18 protein-coding genes and 1 tRNA gene are annotated in these 17,939 nt (G+C 72.2%); 10 read left to right on the top strand and 9 right to left on the bottom strand.

The features are described from left to right. The first annotated feature begins 71 nt into the window (after nucleotides 1-71). On the top strand, nucleotides 72-401 hold the full coding sequence (locus tag OHA84_RS33445; RefSeq protein ID WP_266968190.1) for a helix-turn-helix transcriptional regulator: 330 nt from the start codon (nucleotides 72-74) through the stop codon (nucleotides 399-401). Nucleotides 402-505: 104 nt separating this feature from the next. Here OHA84_RS33445 and OHA84_RS33440 read toward each other — a convergent pair whose 3' ends face one another. Then, nucleotides 506-1,687 (bottom strand): phosphatidylserine/phosphatidylglycerophosphate/cardiolipin synthase family protein, encoded by a 1,182-nt coding sequence (locus OHA84_RS33440; protein WP_266973849.1) that lies wholly within the window; start codon nucleotides 1,685-1,687, stop codon nucleotides 506-508. Nucleotides 1,688-1,910: 223 nt separating this feature from the next. Here OHA84_RS33440 and OHA84_RS33435 point away from each other — a divergent pair, with 223 nt between their 5' ends. Further along, the gene (locus OHA84_RS33435) at nucleotides 1,911-2,726 is read left to right on the top strand and encodes a restriction endonuclease (RefSeq protein WP_266968192.1); all 816 of its coding nucleotides are present in this window, start codon (nucleotides 1,911-1,913) and stop codon (nucleotides 2,724-2,726) included. Between the two features lie 91 nt (nucleotides 2,727-2,817). Here OHA84_RS33435 and OHA84_RS33430 read toward each other — a convergent pair whose 3' ends face one another. The 5 genes from OHA84_RS33430 to OHA84_RS33410 all read right to left on the bottom strand — a co-directional run bounded on the left by OHA84_RS33430 (nucleotide 2,818) and on the right by OHA84_RS33410 (nucleotide 7,768). Further along, nucleotides 2,818-3,621, bottom strand: coding sequence for a phosphatase PAP2 family protein (locus OHA84_RS33430; protein ID WP_266968194.1), 804 nt, complete (start codon nucleotides 3,619-3,621; stop codon nucleotides 2,818-2,820). 47 nt (nucleotides 3,622-3,668) lie between these two features. Then, nucleotides 3,669-4,649 carry a YihY/virulence factor BrkB family protein gene (locus tag OHA84_RS33425; RefSeq protein ID WP_266968196.1) on the bottom strand — a complete coding sequence of 327 codons (981 nt, stop codon included), beginning with the start codon at nucleotides 4,647-4,649 and terminating at the stop codon, nucleotides 3,669-3,671. A gap of 52 nt (nucleotides 4,650-4,701) precedes the next feature. Next, the gene (locus OHA84_RS33420; protein ID WP_266968198.1) at nucleotides 4,702-6,471 is read right to left on the bottom strand and encodes a diacylglycerol kinase family protein; all 1,770 of its coding nucleotides are present in this window, start codon (nucleotides 6,469-6,471) and stop codon (nucleotides 4,702-4,704) included. A 162-nt stretch (nucleotides 6,472-6,633) separates the two neighbouring features. Next, complete coding sequence (locus OHA84_RS33415) at nucleotides 6,634-7,179, bottom strand: hypothetical protein (RefSeq protein WP_266968200.1); 546 nt, start codon at nucleotides 7,177-7,179, stop codon at nucleotides 6,634-6,636. Nucleotides 7,180-7,462: 283 nt separating this feature from the next. Beyond that, complete coding sequence (locus OHA84_RS33410; RefSeq protein WP_266968202.1) at nucleotides 7,463-7,768, bottom strand: hypothetical protein; 306 nt, start codon at nucleotides 7,766-7,768, stop codon at nucleotides 7,463-7,465. 590 nt (nucleotides 7,769-8,358) lie between these two features. Between OHA84_RS33410 and OHA84_RS33405 the strand changes: the two genes are divergently transcribed. The 4 genes from OHA84_RS33405 (at nucleotide 8,359) to OHA84_RS33390 (ending at nucleotide 10,197) form a co-directional block, all read left to right on the top strand. Beyond that, nucleotides 8,359-8,432, top strand: a tRNA-Met gene (locus OHA84_RS33405). A 195-nt stretch (nucleotides 8,433-8,627) separates the two neighbouring features. Continuing rightward, nucleotides 8,628-8,807 (top strand): DUF6480 family protein, encoded by a 180-nt coding sequence (locus OHA84_RS33400; protein WP_266968204.1) that lies wholly within the window; start codon nucleotides 8,628-8,630, stop codon nucleotides 8,805-8,807. Nucleotides 8,808-9,020: 213 nt separating this feature from the next. Next, on the top strand, nucleotides 9,021-9,536 hold the full coding sequence (locus OHA84_RS33395; protein WP_266968206.1) for a DUF4383 domain-containing protein: 516 nt from the start codon (nucleotides 9,021-9,023) through the stop codon (nucleotides 9,534-9,536). Nucleotides 9,537-9,699: 163 nt separating this feature from the next. Then, nucleotides 9,700-10,197, top strand: a complete 498-nt coding sequence (locus OHA84_RS33390) for a hypothetical protein (RefSeq protein WP_266968208.1) — start codon at nucleotides 9,700-9,702, stop codon at nucleotides 10,195-10,197. 771 nt (nucleotides 10,198-10,968) lie between these two features. Here OHA84_RS33390 and OHA84_RS33385 read toward each other — a convergent pair. Next, nucleotides 10,969-11,271, bottom strand: coding sequence for a hypothetical protein (locus OHA84_RS33385; protein ID WP_266968210.1), 303 nt, complete (start codon nucleotides 11,269-11,271; stop codon nucleotides 10,969-10,971). 108 nt (nucleotides 11,272-11,379) lie between these two features. Then, a complete protein-coding gene (locus tag OHA84_RS33380) occupies nucleotides 11,380-12,033 on the bottom strand; it encodes a TetR/AcrR family transcriptional regulator (RefSeq protein ID WP_266968212.1) in 654 nt (217 codons plus the stop codon). A gap of 222 nt (nucleotides 12,034-12,255) precedes the next feature. Here OHA84_RS33380 and OHA84_RS33375 point away from each other — a divergent pair, with 222 nt between their 5' ends. Together OHA84_RS33375 and OHA84_RS33370 are read left to right on the top strand one after the other, a co-directional pair. Next, nucleotides 12,256-13,218 carry an ion transporter gene (locus OHA84_RS33375; protein WP_266968214.1) on the top strand — a complete coding sequence of 321 codons (963 nt, stop codon included), beginning with the start codon at nucleotides 12,256-12,258 and terminating at the stop codon, nucleotides 13,216-13,218. Nucleotides 13,219-13,357: 139 nt separating this feature from the next. Next, entirely contained in the window at nucleotides 13,358-13,951 is a 594-nt protein-coding gene (locus OHA84_RS33370) for a putative glycolipid-binding domain-containing protein (protein WP_266968216.1), read from the top strand. A 188-nt stretch (nucleotides 13,952-14,139) separates the two neighbouring features. On the opposite strand, the gene OHA84_RS33365 is transcribed toward OHA84_RS33370, so the two are convergent. Next, on the bottom strand, nucleotides 14,140-15,756 hold the full coding sequence (locus OHA84_RS33365; RefSeq protein WP_266968218.1) for a phospholipase D-like domain-containing protein: 1,617 nt from the start codon (nucleotides 15,754-15,756) through the stop codon (nucleotides 14,140-14,142). A gap of 176 nt (nucleotides 15,757-15,932) precedes the next feature. On the opposite strand from OHA84_RS33365, the gene OHA84_RS33360 reads away from it, so the two are divergent. Then, nucleotides 15,933-17,225, top strand: a complete 1,293-nt coding sequence (locus tag OHA84_RS33360; protein WP_266968220.1) for a phytase — start codon at nucleotides 15,933-15,935, stop codon at nucleotides 17,223-17,225. A gap of 300 nt (nucleotides 17,226-17,525) precedes the next feature. After that, the gene (locus tag OHA84_RS33355; RefSeq protein WP_266968221.1) at nucleotides 17,526-17,939 is read left to right on the top strand and encodes an anti-sigma regulatory factor; all 414 of its coding nucleotides are present in this window, start codon (nucleotides 17,526-17,528) and stop codon (nucleotides 17,937-17,939) included.

Raw genomic sequence — 17,939 nt, 5'->3', positions numbered from 1 at the left:
AAGGGTCGCGATGCACCCCATCCCAAAGTGCGATGACTGTCAAACTTTTATCGCAGTCGTACGATGGGGGCATGGACACCGATCGCGTCCCGCCCCACCCCGACCTGCGAACGATCACCCTGCAGCAGGTGCTCGAAGCCCTCGTCGAACCCGTGCGGCGGAGCATCCTCATACAGCTGCGCGACTCCCCCACCGACATCAAGTGCGGGGCGTTCGACCTTCCCGTCAGCAAGTCCACGGCCACACATCACTTTCGGATCCTGCGCGAGGCGGGCCTCATCCGGCAGTACTACGCCGGCACCTCACGGATGAACGCCCTGCGGCGCGCCGAGACGGACGGGGCCTTCCCCGGCCTCCTCGACGCGATCGTGGCCGCCGAGCGTCGGGGCGTGACCGCGTAGGGGCCGGGCGAGCCCGACCCCTACCCGGTCACACTTTTCCCCACCGATCACACGTTCACGACGAGCCGCATCGCTCGCCGCGCGACACCGCGGTCGAGGACGGGTCAGAGGAAGCGACGGATGGGCAGCACGGCGGCCTCGCGGGCGCGCTGACGCAGCGAGCGCCGCTTCCACCGGCCGGCCTTGATCCGGTCACTGACCTCCAGGTCCTGGTCGTAGTGGGCGTCGAGCACACCCGTGAACTCGACGTCCATCACCGCGAGCATGACCTCCTCGTCGTGGTCGAGGGAGCGTCGGTTGAAGTTCGTCGAGCCCACCAGGGAGACGACACCGTCCATCGTCATGACCTTGGCGTGCATCATCGTCGGTTGGTACTGGAAGATCTCCACTCCCGCGGCGGTCAGGGCCTCGTAGTGGTGCTGTCCCGCCAACTGGCACACCCGCTTGTCCGTGTGGGATCCGGGCAGCAGGATCTGGACCGCCACTCCCCTGCGCGCCGTCGCGCACAGCAGTTCCACGAAATAGGTGTCGGGGGCGAAGTACGCGGTGGCCAGACGCACCCGTTCCTCCGCCGATTCCAGGACGACGCGCATCAGCGTCTGCATGTCCTGCCAGCCGAAGCTGGCCGAGCCGCGGACCACCTGCACGATGGCCTCACCGGCGGGCTTGTGGTCCACGAACCGGTCGCGGTCGTCGAAGAGGTCGTCGTGGCACTCCGCCCAGTTCTGGGCGAAGGCGGCCGCGATCCCGTCGACGGCCGGTCCGCGGAGTTCCACGTGGGTGTCGCGCCATTCCTTGGGATTGCGCGCGTCGCCGCACCACTCCTCGGCGATGCCGACACCCCCGGTGAACGCCACCTCCTCGTCCACCACCAGCACCTTGCGGTGGCAGCGGTGGTTCTGCTTCAGCGGCGAGAGGTAGAGCGGCTTGCGGAACCAGGCGACCTCGACCCCGGCATCGCTCATCCGTTCCAGCAGCTCGCCCTCTATGAGGCGGCTGCCGAAGCCGTCCAGCAACAGGCGCACCCGGACGCCCGCGCGGGCCCGGCCGGCGAGCGCCTCGGCGAAGCGGCGCGCGATGTCGCCCTTCCAGTAGACGAACGTCATCATGTCCACGGTGTGGCGGGCCGAGTCGACCTGGTCCAGCATCGCCGTGAAGATCTCGTCCCCGTTCCGCAGGGGAAGCACGCTGTTCCCCTCGGTCGCGGCCACGCCGATCAGCCGTTCCAGGCGTCGGCGGATGCGACGAATGCGCCGGTCGGCGAGGGAGGAGGCGGGGTCCGCCATGTCCGGGCTCGCCACGTCCGCGCCGCCGGGGTGCCGCGCCAGATCTCGATCCGTCATGTCCATGCTCCTCAAAGTCGCCCCAGTATGGCGGCTCGCGCCGCCCGTGTCGGCACCAGGTCCGGCCACGACGCCCGGCGCGGTGATCGCGGCAGGCCAGTGCGTGAAGCGGGGTGGTCGGGGCAGACGCCACCAACGATCTTGAACACGACCAGGGGGCGCGCCGATGACCATACCCGTCCGACCCGAGTACCCCGCCAGACGTCGGTACCGGTTCAGCACGCGCTCCACCGCCCGCTGGTTCGTCATCGCCGCCCTGACGGTGTGCGGCGCGGGACTCACCCTGCGGGTCCTGGCCGACGCCGCCCGGGAGCACCCCCTCGCCGCAGCGCTGGTCGTCCTGGCCTCCCTGACGGTGGCCGGGTGCTCGGCTCCCGCGCGGCGCAGCCTGCGGATCCGCAGGGCGGCGCGGCGCACCGCGCGCACCCTGCGGTGCGCCGCGGTCACCGCGGTCGAGACGGCCGAGACGGCCGAGGCCGAAGCGGCGGCAGCGGAGGCGGAAGCCGCGGCTGTGGCGGCAGCGGAGGCGGCGGCCGTGGAAGCCCGGGTGTACGAGGTCCGGGGCGTCGACTACACCCTGCTGGACGCCTACGAGTTCGAGCAGGCCGTCGCCGACCTCTGCGAGCGGGACGGGTGTCGAGACGTCGAGGTCGTCGGCGGGGCCGGGGACCTGGGGGCCGACGTCCTCGCCACCGCCCCCGACGGCCGCCGTGTCGTCATCCAGTGCAAGCGCTACGGCCCCACCAACAAGGTCGGGTCCCAGGACATGCAGCGCTTCGGCGGCACCTGCTACGCCGTGCACGAGGCCCAGCTCGCGGCGGTGGTGACCACGAGCGAGTACACCCAGCCCGCCGTCGAGTACGCCGAGCAGTGCGGGATCCTCTGCTTCGACCGGCAGGCGCTCGACGACTGGTCGGCCGGCACGGGTCCGGCGCCGTGGGACACGGCGTACGACACGGGCGACCCCGCTGTCGTGGCCTGACCCCCCTCGACCTGACCCGGTACGGCCGGTCCTGTCGGCCCCGCCCGGAACGTCCGGGCGGGGCCGACGCACGTCTGGCGCAGGCTCCCCTTCAGGACCGTCGGACGTCGACGGGCGGTTCGGGGTCGGCGCCCACGATCTCGGGTTCCAGACCCTCCGCGGGCGTGGTGCGCTCGCGCCCGACGTCGGACCGCCAGGCCTCGAAGGCCAGCGTGGTCGCCGTGACCACGGCCAGACCCAGCAGCCAGCCCCCCAACACGTCGCTCACCCAGTGCACGCCGAGCGCGACCCGCGTGTAGCCGACGCCCAGCACCGTGAGGCCGGCGAGCAGCCACGGCAGCGGCCGCCATCTGCGGGGCACCAGGGGGAGAAGGGCCAGCAGCAGCACGGCGCAGGAGGTCATGGCCGTCATGGCGTGCCCGGAGGGGAAGGAGAAGCCGGGCGCGTCGGCGACGGGGTCGGACAGGTGGGGGCGGGCGCGTTCGACCACGTTCTTCGTGAGCAGGCCCAGCAGGCCGCTCCCGATCGCGGTGACGGCCGCCCACACGGCCAGGCGCCGGGCGCCCCGCAGGAGGAGCCACACCACCAGGACGGCCACCGACAGGCGCATCGTCAACGGCCCCCACACGACGTTCGTGAGGAAGTCGAGCACCCGCACCCATCCGGGACGGCCGAGCGCGGAGTCGTGGAGCCGTGCGGCCGTGTCCTGGTCCAGGCGGTACAGGGGCGCCCACCCGGACTCGACGAGGACCAGGGCGAGGGCGAAGGGCACGGCCACCACGGCGGTGACGACCACCGTCGCCAACAGCCGCACGCCGAATCTCGTGTCGGGTCCGAAGTGGCGGGACGTGAGTCCCGCCAGGAGTCGCCGCGGTCGGCCGGTGCGCTGAACCATCGTCGGGGTGTTTCCTTTCCGTGCGGGGAGCATGGCGGGTGGCCTCGTCAGACCCCGGGGTCGTCCGTGACCGGGGCCGCCACCCCGGCCCGTACCGCTTCCAGTTGAGCGGCGAACGCGAGGCCCAGGAAGAGGGCGAGCGAGGTGAGGTAGGACCAGAGCAGCAGCGACATGAAGGCGCTGAGGGGTCCGTAGACGTTGCTGAAGGAGCCGCTGGCCCCGACGTAGAGGCTCAGTCCCCAGGTCGCCGCCAGCCACAGCGCCAGGTAGACGCCGGCGCCGAAGGCCAGCCACGTGTAGCCGGGCTGGGTGCGGCGCGGCGAGCGGCGGAAGATGGCGCTGGTGGCGATCACGGCCAGCAGGATGCCGACGGGCCAGCGCAGGACCTCCCACACCCGGGTGGTGGTCGGACTCAGCTGGTAGACCTCCGCGACGGCCCGGGTGAGGTCGGCTCCGAGGACGGTGACCGCGAAGCTCAGTCCGAGGGGCAGCCCCGCGAGCACGGCCATCATCAGCCCTCGGGTGTACTTGCGCAGGAACGGGCGGTCGCGTTCCACTCCGTAGATGCGGTTGGCCCCGCGTTCCACCTGGCACAGGCTGGTGGTGATGTTGACCACCGAGAACAGCAGTCCGAGCCAGAGCGCGGCCTGGCTGCCGTCGCCGACCTGTCGGCGGCTCTGCAGCAGGGCGTCGTCCACGACGTCCTGGCTGGGGCCGCTCGCGAGCCGCCGGATCGTCAGTTCGGCGATCCGGCCTATGTCCTCGGTGTGCAGCACGCTGGAGAGGCCTATGACGGCGATGGCCAGAGGGACGATCGACAGTACGGTCTGGAGCGCGAGCGCCCGGGAATGGCTGAACCCGTCGGCGTAGCGGAACCTCGTGAAGGCGTCCCGTACGAGTCGCCATCCGCCGTGGCGGCGCAACGCGGCCCACGCCTCCTCGGCGGAGAGTTCCTCGCCCTCCATCCGCAGTTCCGCCTCCACCGCCATCACGTCGCGGCGCTGTGGTACCCGAGTCGCTGTGCCCATGCTGTCCCAACCCCCCGTTGCAGATCCGTAGGTCTTCGTTTCGCGCGCATGCTCAGCCGGCCGTGGTGACGGCGCCGCCTTCCGCGACGCTCACGGAGGCGACGCGCGGTCGCGGTGTCGGCAGGCACAGCCGCAGCGCACCCGGTTCGACCTCGGCGGTCAGGCGGGCACCAGAGGCGACCGCGTCGCCGTCGAGCTCGCGCGGTTGCGGCCTGCTGAAACGGATGTCGATCCGCGCGGCGTTGAAGTACTCCAGTGCGCCGCCGGCCACGGCGCCGGCGGGTGTGCGGGTCGCGGAGGATGCCCGGCCGGGCAGGGCGCGGGACATGACGTGTCCCGCCGCGACGAGCCATCCGGCGGCTCCGCGCGGGTCGAGCAGCACCATGTCCAGGCGACCGCTGTCGGGGCGGGCGTCCGGCAGGAGCGGCAGCCCGCCCTGAAGGGTTCCGACGTTGCCGATGACGACCATGCGGGCCCGTCGCTCCAGCTCGGCGCCGTCGTCGAGCCGGATCGAGAGCCGCATCCTGGGGTCGCGGAGGTGGCCGAAGGCCGACACCACGTACGCGGCCCAGCCCACCCGCTCCTTGAGCCGGTCCGAGGCGTCCCGGACCATGGCCGCGTCCAGGCCGGCGCCTGCCATCACCGTGAAGCGGGCGGGTTCGAGCCGGTCGCCGCTCAGCCTGCCCATGTCGATGCGGGTGGTCCTCCCGGACAGGGCGGCGTCCAGTGCCGTCGCCGGATCAGCGGGGAGCCGCAGGTTGCGGGCGAGGAGGTTGCCGGTTCCACAGGGGACGACGGCCAACGCGATGTCCGTACCGGCGAGCACCTCGGCGCAGGCGCGTACGGTGCCGTCGCCGCCACAGGCGACGACCAGGGTCGTCCCGGTGTCGCCGATCCGCGCGGCGAGCCCTCCGCTGGGGTCGTCGGCCGAAGTCTCCGTCCACACCTGATCGGGGTGGCCCCGGTGACTCAGGACGGAGCGCACCCGCTCGGCCAACTCGTCGTCGCAGGAATGGGGATGGCGGACCACCACGACCCGACCCGCCCTGAGGCCCTCGGGGTCGTCGCCGGCATTGGTGTCGGCGTCGGCATCGGCCGGGGTGCGGGTCGCGGGGAGTGCGGCATCGCGGGTCGTGCCGGAGCGGGAAGCGTGGTCCCGTCGGGATCGGGCGGGGAGGAGCAGCGCGTATCCCACGACGAACAGCGTGCAGGCGCCGTTGAGCAGGCCGCCCAGTACGTCGGAGGGATGGTGCATTCCCCGGTAGAGCCGGGAAAGGGCCACGGCGACGGGGATCAGAGCCAGTGCGCCGACCGCGAGAACGCGTCGGACGCCGTGCAGCCGGGTGGCCGCGATCGTGGCCAGTGCTCCGAACAGCGCGGTGGCGGCCCCGACGTGGCCCGAGGGGAAGCTCGACGTCGGCGGAGCCGGATCCAGATGGGGCACGTCGGGGCGGGAGCGCTCGACGACGAGCGTGACGAGGAGGAAGACGGCCGATTGCGCCGCGACGGACAGGGCCAGGAACGCCGCTTCCCTGCGCCACGCCACACGGGGCAGCAACAGCAGTGCCGCGACGCAGAGGAGGCTCAGACCGATCACGCTCCGGGTACTGGCCAGCAGGGAGAGCCACTCAGAGAGCTCCGTGGCGCCTTCACCGCGATGCGCGGCGAAGGCGCGGTTGACCCCGTCCTCCGCCGACAGCGGCCACCGGCCTGCCAGGGGAACGGTGATGAGCAGGCCCAAGCCCGTCATCAGGGCGACTTGTACGGGGAGAAGCAGCAGGATGCCGCCGCGTCTGGCGGCATCGCCGCGTTCGTTCCTCATGGACGCCGTGTTACCCGGCGGGGCCGAGTCATGCGTTCCGCGGGCGCCGGTCGGATCGCCGGCGCCGTCGGTCGGTGTCCGCCGCCGCGGTGTCGTCCGGTCGAGACGCGCCTGCTCCCTCTCCCGGCTCTCCCGGGCGGGTGGCACCCGCCGGGCCGTGGGTCAGCGCGGGAGTCGGGTGGGGCCGCCGTAGCGGGGGCGGCGGCGCTTCACGGTCGATTCGGGTGCCGGTTCCGGGTTGGAGAATCCCCCCGGCACGACGGGCCGGGCCGGCGCGGGGCCGGGCGGAGCGGTCGCGGGGGCGGCCGCCGCGGTGAGGGGGCGCTCGGCCCGCCCCAGTACGGCGACATGGGAGATGAGGGGTGCGCAGGCCTGGCAGATCTCGGCCAGCGTCCAGACCTGACCGATGGCCGGGTTGTGGACGAGCAACAGCATGGGGGCGCCGAAACAGCTCGCCCGGGTGTCCTCGTGGAGCGAGCACTCGGCCGCGCGACAGGCGCAGTCCGCCTGCGGCTGGACGGTGACCGACCGGGCGTGCGCCCGGGCGTGCTCGGAGGCGAAGCGGCGCATGGCGTTGGTGTCCCGGGACCGGGGAGGCATGCGGCAGGTGGGGGTACTGCACGTGAGGGTGACGGTGTGGTCGGCGTGGCCGGTGAGGCGGATCGTCCAGGTTCTACCGGGGACGCGCGAGCCAGGAATGATCGTCAAGTCAGACGTCCGTTCGGTGATGCGGTGAAGTCGGTCGGGGTAACTATTCCCGTGTCCGGGCCTGTCGGCACAATGGATCGCGGGCGTTCTGTCAGCACGGGCGGACAGGGCGCGCACGGCGTGTCGCGCGGTGCGCGACGGAGCGTCTGCCGGGTCCACGACCAGGGATCTTTGTCGCACGCCACCCGGTCGGCTGTCAACGCGGCCCGGCCTGGAGGGCGTCGTGCGCGACCCGGCCCGAACCCGCGCGACGCGGTACGTCCGATCCGTGCGGGCCGTCCGGTCAGTACAGCAGGATCCGGGTGACGATCACCTGCGGCGGTTCCGCGTCCTCGGCGATGACGTACTCGACGATGCCCAGCGTCCCGTCCTCGCCCAGCGGCAACAGCCGACACTCCGGCCACTCCTCGGCTGTCGTGCTGCCCGGTACGAGCCCGCGGGTGTCCCCGATGCCGACCATGGCCGCGATGATCGACCCCATGGCCCACGGGGGCAGACTCGGGTCGATCATGAACCGGGCGACGTCCTCGGACAGTACGCACGGCAGTCCGGCGGGACCGCTCTCGCCCTCGTGGGTGGTGTCACTCAACTGGCCGTCCCATCGCCCTTCGACACGGTCGTGTGGTCCGAGTCTGCCCCGTGGGACTCCATGGCGGACCCCCGCCCGACATACTGCCCGTCCGTGGGACCGGTGCGGGCCGGCCGGATTGACGCACCGTCCCGTGTGGCGGGCGCCGCACGGTCGACCCCTACCGCTCCGGCCGTCAAGTGGAGGGCGGGAGAACGGGTTTGCCCAGGAACGGGTTTACCTCACGCGGGTCGGGTCATACGCGTCGTGCGGCGGGTTGCCGCTCGAGTGGTGCGGCAACCCGTCGAGATCGGCAGGCGCGCGTGCCCGTCCCCCCGGCCGCGCGCCCGCCGACCGGCACGATGCCGCCGTCCCGTCGCCCGCGGCGCCGGGCTCCGGGTCTTCCCCCACCGGAGCTCGGCCAAGCCCCCGGCGGCCACTGCCCGAACCAGCGGCCCCCGGGCACGGACGGGACGGCGGCACTCCGTCCGCCTTCACCTACGCCCCACCCGGCACCCGGGAACACACCGGCCCCGGCCGTCGTCCCGTCGGCTGCGGTGCACACCGTGGCGAGGGACGGGCCGGGCGTCGCGTACAGTGGGGTTCACCGACGCGGGGTGGAGCAGCTCGGTAGCTCGCTGGGCTCATAACCCAGAGGTCGCAGGTTCAAATCCTGTCCCCGCTACGAAAGGCCCGGCCCTCGACGTTCGCGTCGAGGGGCCGGACTGTTTTCACCCCGTCATTGCCGGGCCGCCGATCGGTTCAACCGCTGCACGATCGACGCGGTGTGCGGGACGGCGCCCCGGCGTCCATGGTGGAGACAGGGACGACAGCCGGGGCCCCAGTCACCGGTCCGTCCTCGCCTGGACAGGGAGACGCCATGTCCGATCGACGCGTCCCGCCGGGAGAGACCCCTCCCGGTGAAGGTTCCATCGCCGAGGCCCACCAGGAACGGGCCGACGGCGGCATCTTCGAGCACCCGCGGGTGCTGTTGGCCCTCATCGCCTTCGGGGCGGTGCTCTTCGCGGCCTTCTTCGCCGCCCGCATCGCCGGATTCTGACTCACCCCCGCCGGTCACCCGGCTCTCGGTGGGCCCGCACGGCCCGGCGCCGGTGCGGTCCATCGGCACGCCCGATTGGACAAACCGAGGCAAAATCGATGCAAGTGGACATCGGGTCGCATGGGGTCCAGGCTGAGGCACGGACGCTTCGGATCACCGCCGATCGTCCCCATCTCCCCCGTACCGCTCCCCGTACGTCAGAGGCGAGGAACCATGCAGCTCAAGGACGAACTACCCGTGGATCACAAGCTCGCCGGGGTCTACCGCTACGGCGCGCTCGTCTGTGGTCTGATCCTGCTGGCCTTCAGCGCCCTCGGTTTCGCGGACGCGCTGAGTCCGTTCGACACCTCGGGCGGCCGGATCGCCGGCATGACGACGAACACCACGCTCAGCGCGATCTCGCTGGCCGTGGGGCTGGCACTGGTCGTGGGCGCCCTCATCGGGGGAAACTTCGCCTCGATGCTGAACATGATCGTCGGCGGCCTGTTCGTGCTGAGCGGCTTCGCCCACCTGTTCGTGCTCGGCAGGCCGGCCAACGTGCTCGGCTTCGGCATGACCAACGTCGTGTTCAGCTTCCTCATGGGACTTCTGATCATGACGTTCGGGATGTACGGGCGGGTCTCCGGCAAGCTGCCGCACGACAATCCGTACTGGCGGCAGCGCCACACGGCCGAGGGTGGCCCGGAGCGCGCCACTGCGGCCGCGGCCCTGCGTGAACTGGGGAAGTAGGCCCGTTGGTGTCACACGTCGGTACGTGAGGTGGTCCGGTCGGCGCTCCGACCGGACCGCCGTTCGAGTGGAAGCGGCACCGGGTGGCGCAGTACCGCGCTGCGGGGACCGCCGAGTGGGCATGCATCGCCGTGGCCGTTCCCGGACCGAAGGAGCACCACGCATGCACGGGCAGATGCTCGGGATCTACCTCAACGACCACCTGGCGGGCTCCACGGCCGGCGTCGGGCTCGCCCGACGCATCGCCCGCGCGCATCGGCGCTCACCCCGCGGGCCGGAGCTGGCGCGGCTCGCGAACGAGATCGCCCAGGACCGGCATGACCTCCTGGCCATCATGCACGCGCTCGGTCACGCACCCCGCCGTCACAAGGTTCTCGCGGGCTGGGCCGGGGAGCGGGCCGCGCGGCTGAAGCTCAACGGGCGCCTGGTGCGGCGCTCGGGCCTGAGCAGGCTCGTCGAGGTGGAGGCGTTGAGGCTGGGCGCCGAGGGCAAGGCCTGTCTGTGGGCGACGCTCCTCGTGGTGGCGCCGGGACAGCCCGGACTCGACGAGGACCGACTGCAGGGGCTGCTGGACCGGGCCCAGGAACAGATCGACACGTTGGAAGGCCTGCGCCTGACCGCGTCGGCCAAGGTGTTCACCGCCGGCCGCGCGAGGGCCTGAGGCCTCACGCGCCGGCGGTGAACCGATGGGGCATCGGGCGGTCCGCGCGAGGGGCGGCGCCGGCCCGGTGAACTCAGCGGGCCCGGTGCCGGGCCCGACTGCCGCCCTGGTAGGTCAGGACGGCGGCAAGGATCATCGGTGCGACAAGAAGAGCCACCACACTCATTGCGCTTCCCTTTCTCCTGGGGTGCCCTCTCGTCTCACCCCATACCGCCGGGCCAAACCCGTACGACTCCTACGCGATGCACCATTCCTCAGCGGCGCGCCGGGCGGTGGCGGCCGCGGCGGGCCCGCGTGAGGACGTTCCTCAGGCGGCGACGGTTCGGGTCATCGCCGTGATCTCCAGGGGGCCCAGGGAGGTGCGCCGCGGCACGGTGAAGCCGAAACGGCGGTGGAAGGGGACGTTCGCCGGGTCGGCAGTGGTGAGGAAGAAGCCCGCGGGAGCGTGGGTGGTCGTGAGGACGTGGTCCAGGAGGGCGGACGCCGGTGCGGGCGACCCAGAGCGCGCGGGCGCCGACGGTGGGAGTGGCCCGGGGCGGGGTGAGGACGGCGGCGGCGACCGCGGCGCCGTCCGGGTCGACGAGGGTATGCCGGCGGGCGCCGTCGAGCGTGGCGTGGGTCCGCAGGGTGGTCTCGAACCAGTGGGTCCGTACGGCCTGCGAGTGCCCGCAGATCCACGACACGGCCGGTTCCCGGGCGAAGGCGGCCGCCAGGGTGCGGGCGCAGGCGACCGGGTCCGGGGTCGTGTCGATCCGCCAGGGGCGGGCGGCGTCAGACACCCCGCCTCCGCTCCAGAGGCGCCTCGGGTACGAGATGGCAGACCAGCAGTTTCAGAAAGAACAGCGGTGCGAACCAGGCGAGTTCCGCCGGCGCCGGGAGCCAGAAGAGGTTGATCAGGACGGCGGCCGTCAACACGGCCATCGCGACGGGGCGCTTGAGGTGCAGGGGTGTGAACTCCACGGTGGCCGCACCGCCGAGCAACAGCGCGCTGTTGGCCAGGGTCCAGGCTCCGTCGCCGGACAGGACGAAGAGACCCACGGCCGCGAGGTGGGCCAGATGCGCGGCGACGAACAACCGGCTTCCACGATCGATTCGGAGCGGGACTTCCCCGGCCCCGTGAACCGCTCCAGGCGTCCGGCGAGGCCGGGCGGGGTGGCGGGTATCTCCCAGGCGATCGTCAGGTCAGTGCGCATCGGTGGCGTTCCTCCCGTCGGTGGTGCCCGCGGTCGCGCTCCACAGACCGCGCAGCAGGCTCCACAACGGCGCGCCCGTGTCGCCTTCCGTCGCCGCGTCGGTCGTCCCGTCCGGCGGGCCGGCGGAGTCGGACCTCATGCGCGCGAGGGCCCACGCGTCGGCGGCCCGGACGACCGCGGACGTGACCGCCACCAGCAGGCTCCGGTCCACGTCGGTGCGGATGACACCCAACTGCTGACCGTTCGTCACCAGCGCCTCGAACCAGGCGGTCCACGGCCCCTCGTGGGCGGGGCCGATGGCGGCGTCGGCGAGGACCAGGTCGTCCGGGTGGTTGGCGAGATGGGCGGCGAGGGAGCCCGCGCCCACGTCGAGCCGCGACCAGAACTCGGCCTCGTCGCACGCCGGTCGCCAGGGGCCGAGGGCGCCGAGCAGTCGCGCGAGGACCCCGTCGAGCACGGCGGCGAGCAGGTCCTCGCGGCCGTCGAAGTAGTGGTACGCCGCGGTCTTCGAGAAGCCGGCGGCTTCGATGATCTTGTTGTAGGACGCACCTTCGGTGCCGTGTTCGGCGAAGTGGTGGCGCGCCACGCCCAGGATGGCTTCCCGGCGCTCGGCGGGCAGGCGTTCGAATCGGGGCAGAGGCATGACCGATGATACGCACCAGTGGTGTGCACCACCAGTACACATGTGAGGTGTCAAGACCACGGCACGGCTCGCGCTCCCCGATCGGGCGATGTGCCGCCCCAAGGCGTCTCGATTCAGGCCGGCCGGCGTTACACGAGCCGGAACATGATCATCGCCCCGGCGTCCGTCGCGACGCGACGCGGTGGCCGGCCGGGGCGCCGCCGGATTGCACGAGGGAGCACGATGACCGACCTCACCGCGGTGGACGCGGGACGCAGGAGACTGGCCGCGCGGTGCCGCGAGGTGTGCGAGGCGCCGCCGTTCTCGATCGGCGTGTTCGCGGTGATCCTCCTCAACGCCGCGCTGCTGGGCGTCGAGACGTACAGCGGCCTCTCCGTCGACTACGGGCCCGTACTCCACTTGGCCGAACGATTCTGCGTGATCGCGTTCACCCTGGAGATGCTGGTCCGCCTGGGTGCGCACGCCGATCGACCGAAAGCTTTCTTCCGGGATCCCTGGAACGTGTTCGACCTACTGGTCGTCTCCTCCGCCTTCGTGCCGTTCCTGCGGGAGAACACCACCCTGCTGAGGCTCCTGCGGCTGGCGCGCGTACTGCGCACCGCACGGTTCATGCCGCAGTTGCGCGTCCTGTTGGTCGCCGTGGGCCGCAGTCTGCCCGGCACCGTCAGCTTCCTGTTCGTCGGTGCGCTGATCCTCTACGTGTACGCGATGATCGGCTGGATCTGCTTCGCCGGGCACGACCCGCAGCACTACGGCTCCCTCGGCCGCGCCGGGCTGACCCTCTTCCTCCTGATGACCCTGGAGGGTCTGGGCGACGCCGTGCACGCCGGGTTGGCCGTCTCCCCCTTCAGCATCCTGTACTACGCCTCCTACGTCCTGCTCGCCTCGTTCGTGCTCGTCAACGTGCTGATCGGGGTCGTCCTCAACTCCCTTGAGGAGGCCCGCGAGATGGAGGCCGCCGAGGCCCTGCGGGAGAGCGCCGCGCACACGGCCGACGCGTCTCCCCCACCGGTCGCGGACGACGCCGCGGGGGCGGAGCCGGCCGATGGCCTGCGTCTGCGGATCGCCGCGATGCGCAGCGCGCTCGACGACATGGAGGCCCAACTCGACCTCCCGCACGCGCCCGCCGCGGCCTCGATCAGCGGCTCCCCTCCCCCGGCCCACGCCTCGGCCGGCGCCATGTGAGGGACCGGACCGGACTCCTCCAGGCCGGACCTCTCCCGGCCGAACCTCTTCAGGCCGGACTCTCCTCCGCCGGGAGGGGTTCGGCCGGGCGCGCGTGGTGGCCTGGCACGGCGGTCGAGGCGTGCGCGAGGATCTCCTCATGGACGACTCCGCACACTTCACTCGCACCTGGCAGGTCACCGCCTCGGGCGGATACGACACCGTGTGGGGGAGGTTCGAGGAGGACCGTCTCGGGGCGCGGGGCCGGGCGATGGGCCTGGTGGACGGCCCGTACTGGGTCACGTACCGGCTCGCGACCGGCCCCCGGCTCGTCACGCGGGCGCTGCACGTCATCGTCGACGGTCCCGGCGCCGCGACGCGTGAACTCGACCTGCGCCGGGACGAGGCCGGACGATGGACGGTCGACGGGCAGCCGCGGGAGGAGTTCGACGGCGCCCTCGACTGCGACCTCGGCCTGTGTCCGCTGACGAACACCATGCCCGTGCTGCGGCACGGGCTCCACCTGGCGGACGCGGGCACCCCGGAACGGCCGTTCCTGATGGCCTGGGTGTCCGTTCCCGATCTCGCCGTGACGCTGTCGAGACAGGTGTACACGCCACTGGGCGGCCACCGGGTCCGCTACGCCTCCGGTTCGTTCACCGCCGACGTGGAGTTCGACGCCGATGGTCTCGTCCGCCACTACCCGGGCCTGGCCACCGGGCTGCGTGCCGGGTCCGAGGGGTCGGCGTCATGAAGGTGGTCCTGACCCTGGGCGAGCGTCGCGATGGGCGATGACACGGACGCTCCGCATGAACGCCGGCACACGTTCCCGGCCGGGGCCACGATCGGCGGGGCGATCACCTCGGAAGCGGTCCACGCGGGACTCACCGGGCCCGGAACACCGCGGAGCGTCTGACGGGCGGCACGCGCGCCGTCCGCCGTTCAGTAAGCGTTGCGGCGCCGGAGCCCGAGCGGACGGCCGTCGGGGTCGACGAACAACCGGTACAACGGCATGACGCCGCCGCGCGTGGTGCGCGACAGGTCGGGCGGACGGTAGGTCCGCAGGCGGCCCGCCGGCCGGGAGCCCCGGCCACCGCCGTCGTGCCACGCGTCGAGTGCGGCGGCGCTCGAAGCGAACGCGTCGAAGGCGGCGACCGGGTCACACAGGAGGTCGGCCGGGTACCGTGAGTCGGGGGCCGCGGCGTCGAGGTGTTCGAGCGAGAGTTCCAGCCGCAGGTCCCTGGCGTGGCGGCGGGCACCGTCCCCGAGGCCTCCGGGGTCGAGCGGCGGGCGGACGTCGGCGGTCTCGTCCAGCACGGCGCAGTTGAGTTCCGAGTCGTGCGTCCAGGAGCGGAGGTTCACATTGTCCGATCCGACCGAGGCCCAGACGTCGTCGATCACGCAGACCTTGGCGTGCACGTACACGGGAGTCCCGGCGTGGTTCTCCAGTCCGTAGACCGCGACGCGGTCGGCGCTCGCGCGTCGCAGCGCCTCCAGCGCGGTGAGCCGTCCGACGAGGTTCATCGGCAGCGTGATCCGTCCGTCCTGCTCGGGGACCGTGGGGATCACGGCGATCAGGCGCAGTTCCGGGTTGTCGCGCAGCGCCTGGGCGAAGGACTCGACCACCTTCGGGGACCACAGGTACTGGTCCTCAAGGTAGATCAGTGCCCGCGCCCGCCGCAGTGCCTTGAGGTAGCTGCGCGCGATGCTGCGTTCGCCGTCGGGCGCGAAGGGGTAGCCGCGCCACAGCCGGTTGGGGTAGGTGCGCAGGATCTGTACGGCCTGCGTTCCGCACGGTCGGGGGTCGGGCAGCTGAGGGGGAAGGCGGTCCGCCACCGTGTCCTCCCGGTCGAGGAGCGCGCGCAGCCGGACCATCGGACTGCGGCTGAGGGGTCCGGGGTCGCACCACCGCTCTCGAAACCCTGCCTCGATGTCGCCGACGGCGGGGCCCCGGACGGCCAGTTGCACGTCGTGCCACGGCGGGCGGGCGCCGTACGCGGAGGCGAAGGGCGGTGCCTGGGGGTCGCCGCGGTGCGAGGCGTCGTCGTTGCGGCCGTGGCAGAGGTCGATGCCGCCCACGTACGCGACGTCGAGGTGGGGGCGCCCGGGATGGCGCAGGACGACCAGTTTCTGATGGTGGGAACCCCCGGGACGCACCCGCATGTCGAGCAGGCACTCGCCGCCGGCCTCCTCGATCTCCTCGCCGAGGTGGCGGTTCTCGGTTTCGCTGAACTGGAGCCCGTCCAGGTGGGAGCGCCAGATCAGCCCTTTGACGATGACACCGCGCCGCGCGGCCTCGCCCAGTACGGCGCCGATCTCCGTGCCGGGGCCGTCGAGCCGCTCGTCGGGATCGCCGCGCCAGTCCGTGAACAGCAACAGGTCGCCCGCGCGCTGGGCCCGGATCCCTGCCAGCAGTTCGGCGAAGTAGGTGGCGCCGTGCACCAGGGGGCGCACCTGGTTCCCGCGGGTCCAGGCGGCTCCGTCGGGGTGGCGCGCGTCGAGCCGGGTCGCGGCGTTGCCGCGTTCATCGGCGGTGATCATCCAGTCGCTGAGCTTCACGGGTGTAGGCCTCCGCCCAGGCGTCTACCCGCTCGGGGCGCCCTCATCCGGACGTGTGCGGGACCGGCGTGTCGTGTTCACCGTGCGGACGTGCGGAGGCCGGGTCGCGTAGGTCGCCGCTTCGCGTCGCCGTTCGACCCTCGCCCTGTTCATGTACCTGACAGTCTGGAGTTCCCGTGACCCCTCCGCGCCGTCTGCACGCGGCATCCGTCGTCGCTGCCGCGCTCGTCGTCCTGACCGCGGCGGCGCCGCAGCAGGCACAGGCCGCTCGACCGCTGCCCTCCGTCACCCCGCGGTCGGAGACGGCGACGCTGTACGACGACGAGGCCGGAGGCAACGCCAACGCCGACGATCCCGCGATCTGGCGCAACGCCGCCGATCCCGATCGCAGCCTGGTCATCGCCACCGCGAAGGAGGGCGGACTGCGCGTCTACGACCTCGACGCCCGCCAGGTCCAGGCGGTCGCCGCGCCCTCCACGGGCGCACCCGACGACGCCCCGGGGCGGTTCAACAACGTCGACCTCGTGCACGGCCTGCGCCTGTCCGGCGGACGGGCCGACGTGGCCGTGACCACGGACCGCGGGAACGACCGGCTGCGGGTGTACCGGGTGCAGGCCGGCCGGCCCGGCGGGCCACTGGTCGACGTGACCGATCCGAGCGCCCCGCCGGTGTTCTCCAGCGACCAGGCCGAGATCAACGAACAGCGGACCGCCTACGGTCTCGCCACCTGGACCGATGCCCGCACCGGACGCTCGTACGCGCTGGTCAGCCGCCGCAACCAGACCCGGCTCGCCCTCCTCGAACTCACCCCGACGGCCTCCGGCACCGTCACCTACCGCACGGTCCGCACGCTCGACCTGCCGTCCTCGTTCCGGCTTCCGAACGGCAAGGCGTGGAGCCCCTGCGCCGAGCCCGGGGAACTGCCCCAGGTCGAGGGCATGGTCGTCGACCCGGCCAACGGTGTCCTGTACGCGGGCCAGGAGGACGTGGGCATCTGGCGGCTGCCCGCCGACCTCACCGGCACGCCGAAGCTCGTCGACAAGGTCCGCGAGTACGGCGTCCCCGGGGTGTACGACGAGAAGACCGAGGAGTGCGTCGCCGGCGCCGACCCGGGCTTCGGCGGCCGCCGGCTCGCCGCGGACGTCGAGGGACTGACCCTGATCACGGGGCGCGGTGGCGACGGCCACCTGCTCGCGTCCAGTCAGGGCGACGACACCTTCGCGGTCTACGACCGGGAGGTCGACGAGCACAACGCGTACGAGGGCGGCTTCCGGGTGTCGGCGGCGAACGCCACGCTCGACGGCTCGGAGCAGTGTGACGGGGCGGCCGTGCTCAATGCCCCGCTGGGCAGGCGCTTCCCGCGCGGTCTGCTCGTCGTCCAGGACGGCCGGGACACCCCGGCGGACACGGAGCGGGAGGCCACCGGCTTCAAGTTCGTGGACCTGGGCAAGGTGCTCGACCGGCTCTGAGCCCACCGCACTCCGAGCACACGGAACGTGCCGGGAGCCCCGTGGTCGCCGAACGATCGGCGCCACGGGGCTTCGGGCTCCCCGGGCCCGTTCGACACCGCCGGCCGGGAGCGGGACGATGAATCGACGGAGACCTCGTGTACGGGCGGCCGCTCCCCGACCCGCGGCGGTCGGCTCCGCCCTCCCCCGCGGGAACCGTGAACAATCCGGTTCGGCAATCCGACGTCACTGTGTGTAAAGGATCTCACTCGGGGAAGACGAAGGGTCCGACGGTCGAACCGACAAGGTGGGTGTGCGCGCATGAACGACATTCAGGCGACAGACACGTCAATCCCCGCTGACCTGGTGATCGAGGACGATTGCGCGGCGGGCATCGCCCGGGCCCGCGACGTCGCCCGCGTCTACGCCGCCAGTCTCGACCCCGCCGCTCCGGCCGACACCTCGGACGCCCTCCAGCTCGTGGTGTCCGAGCTGACCACCAACGCCCTGCGGCACGGGGGCGGCCATTACACCCTCCAGCTGAGTTCGGGACCTGACAGTGTGAGCGTCGCTGTGAGTGACAACAGCTCCGTACTCCCCCAGGAGCGCACCCCCGACCTCGCCGGACGCGCCGGCGGTTTCGGCTGGCACATGGTCCGCCACTACTGCCGCAGCCTGGCCGTCACCCTCGTGCCGGGGGAGGGAAAGACCATCCTCGCCGTCCTGCCCCTGTGA

The organism is Streptomyces sp. NBC_00513, assembly GCF_041431415.1.
Lineage (GTDB): Bacteria > Actinomycetota > Actinomycetes > Streptomycetales > Streptomycetaceae > Streptomyces.
The sequence above is the reverse complement of the archived record's forward strand: the minus strand, read 5'-3'. Positions and strand labels throughout refer to the sequence as shown.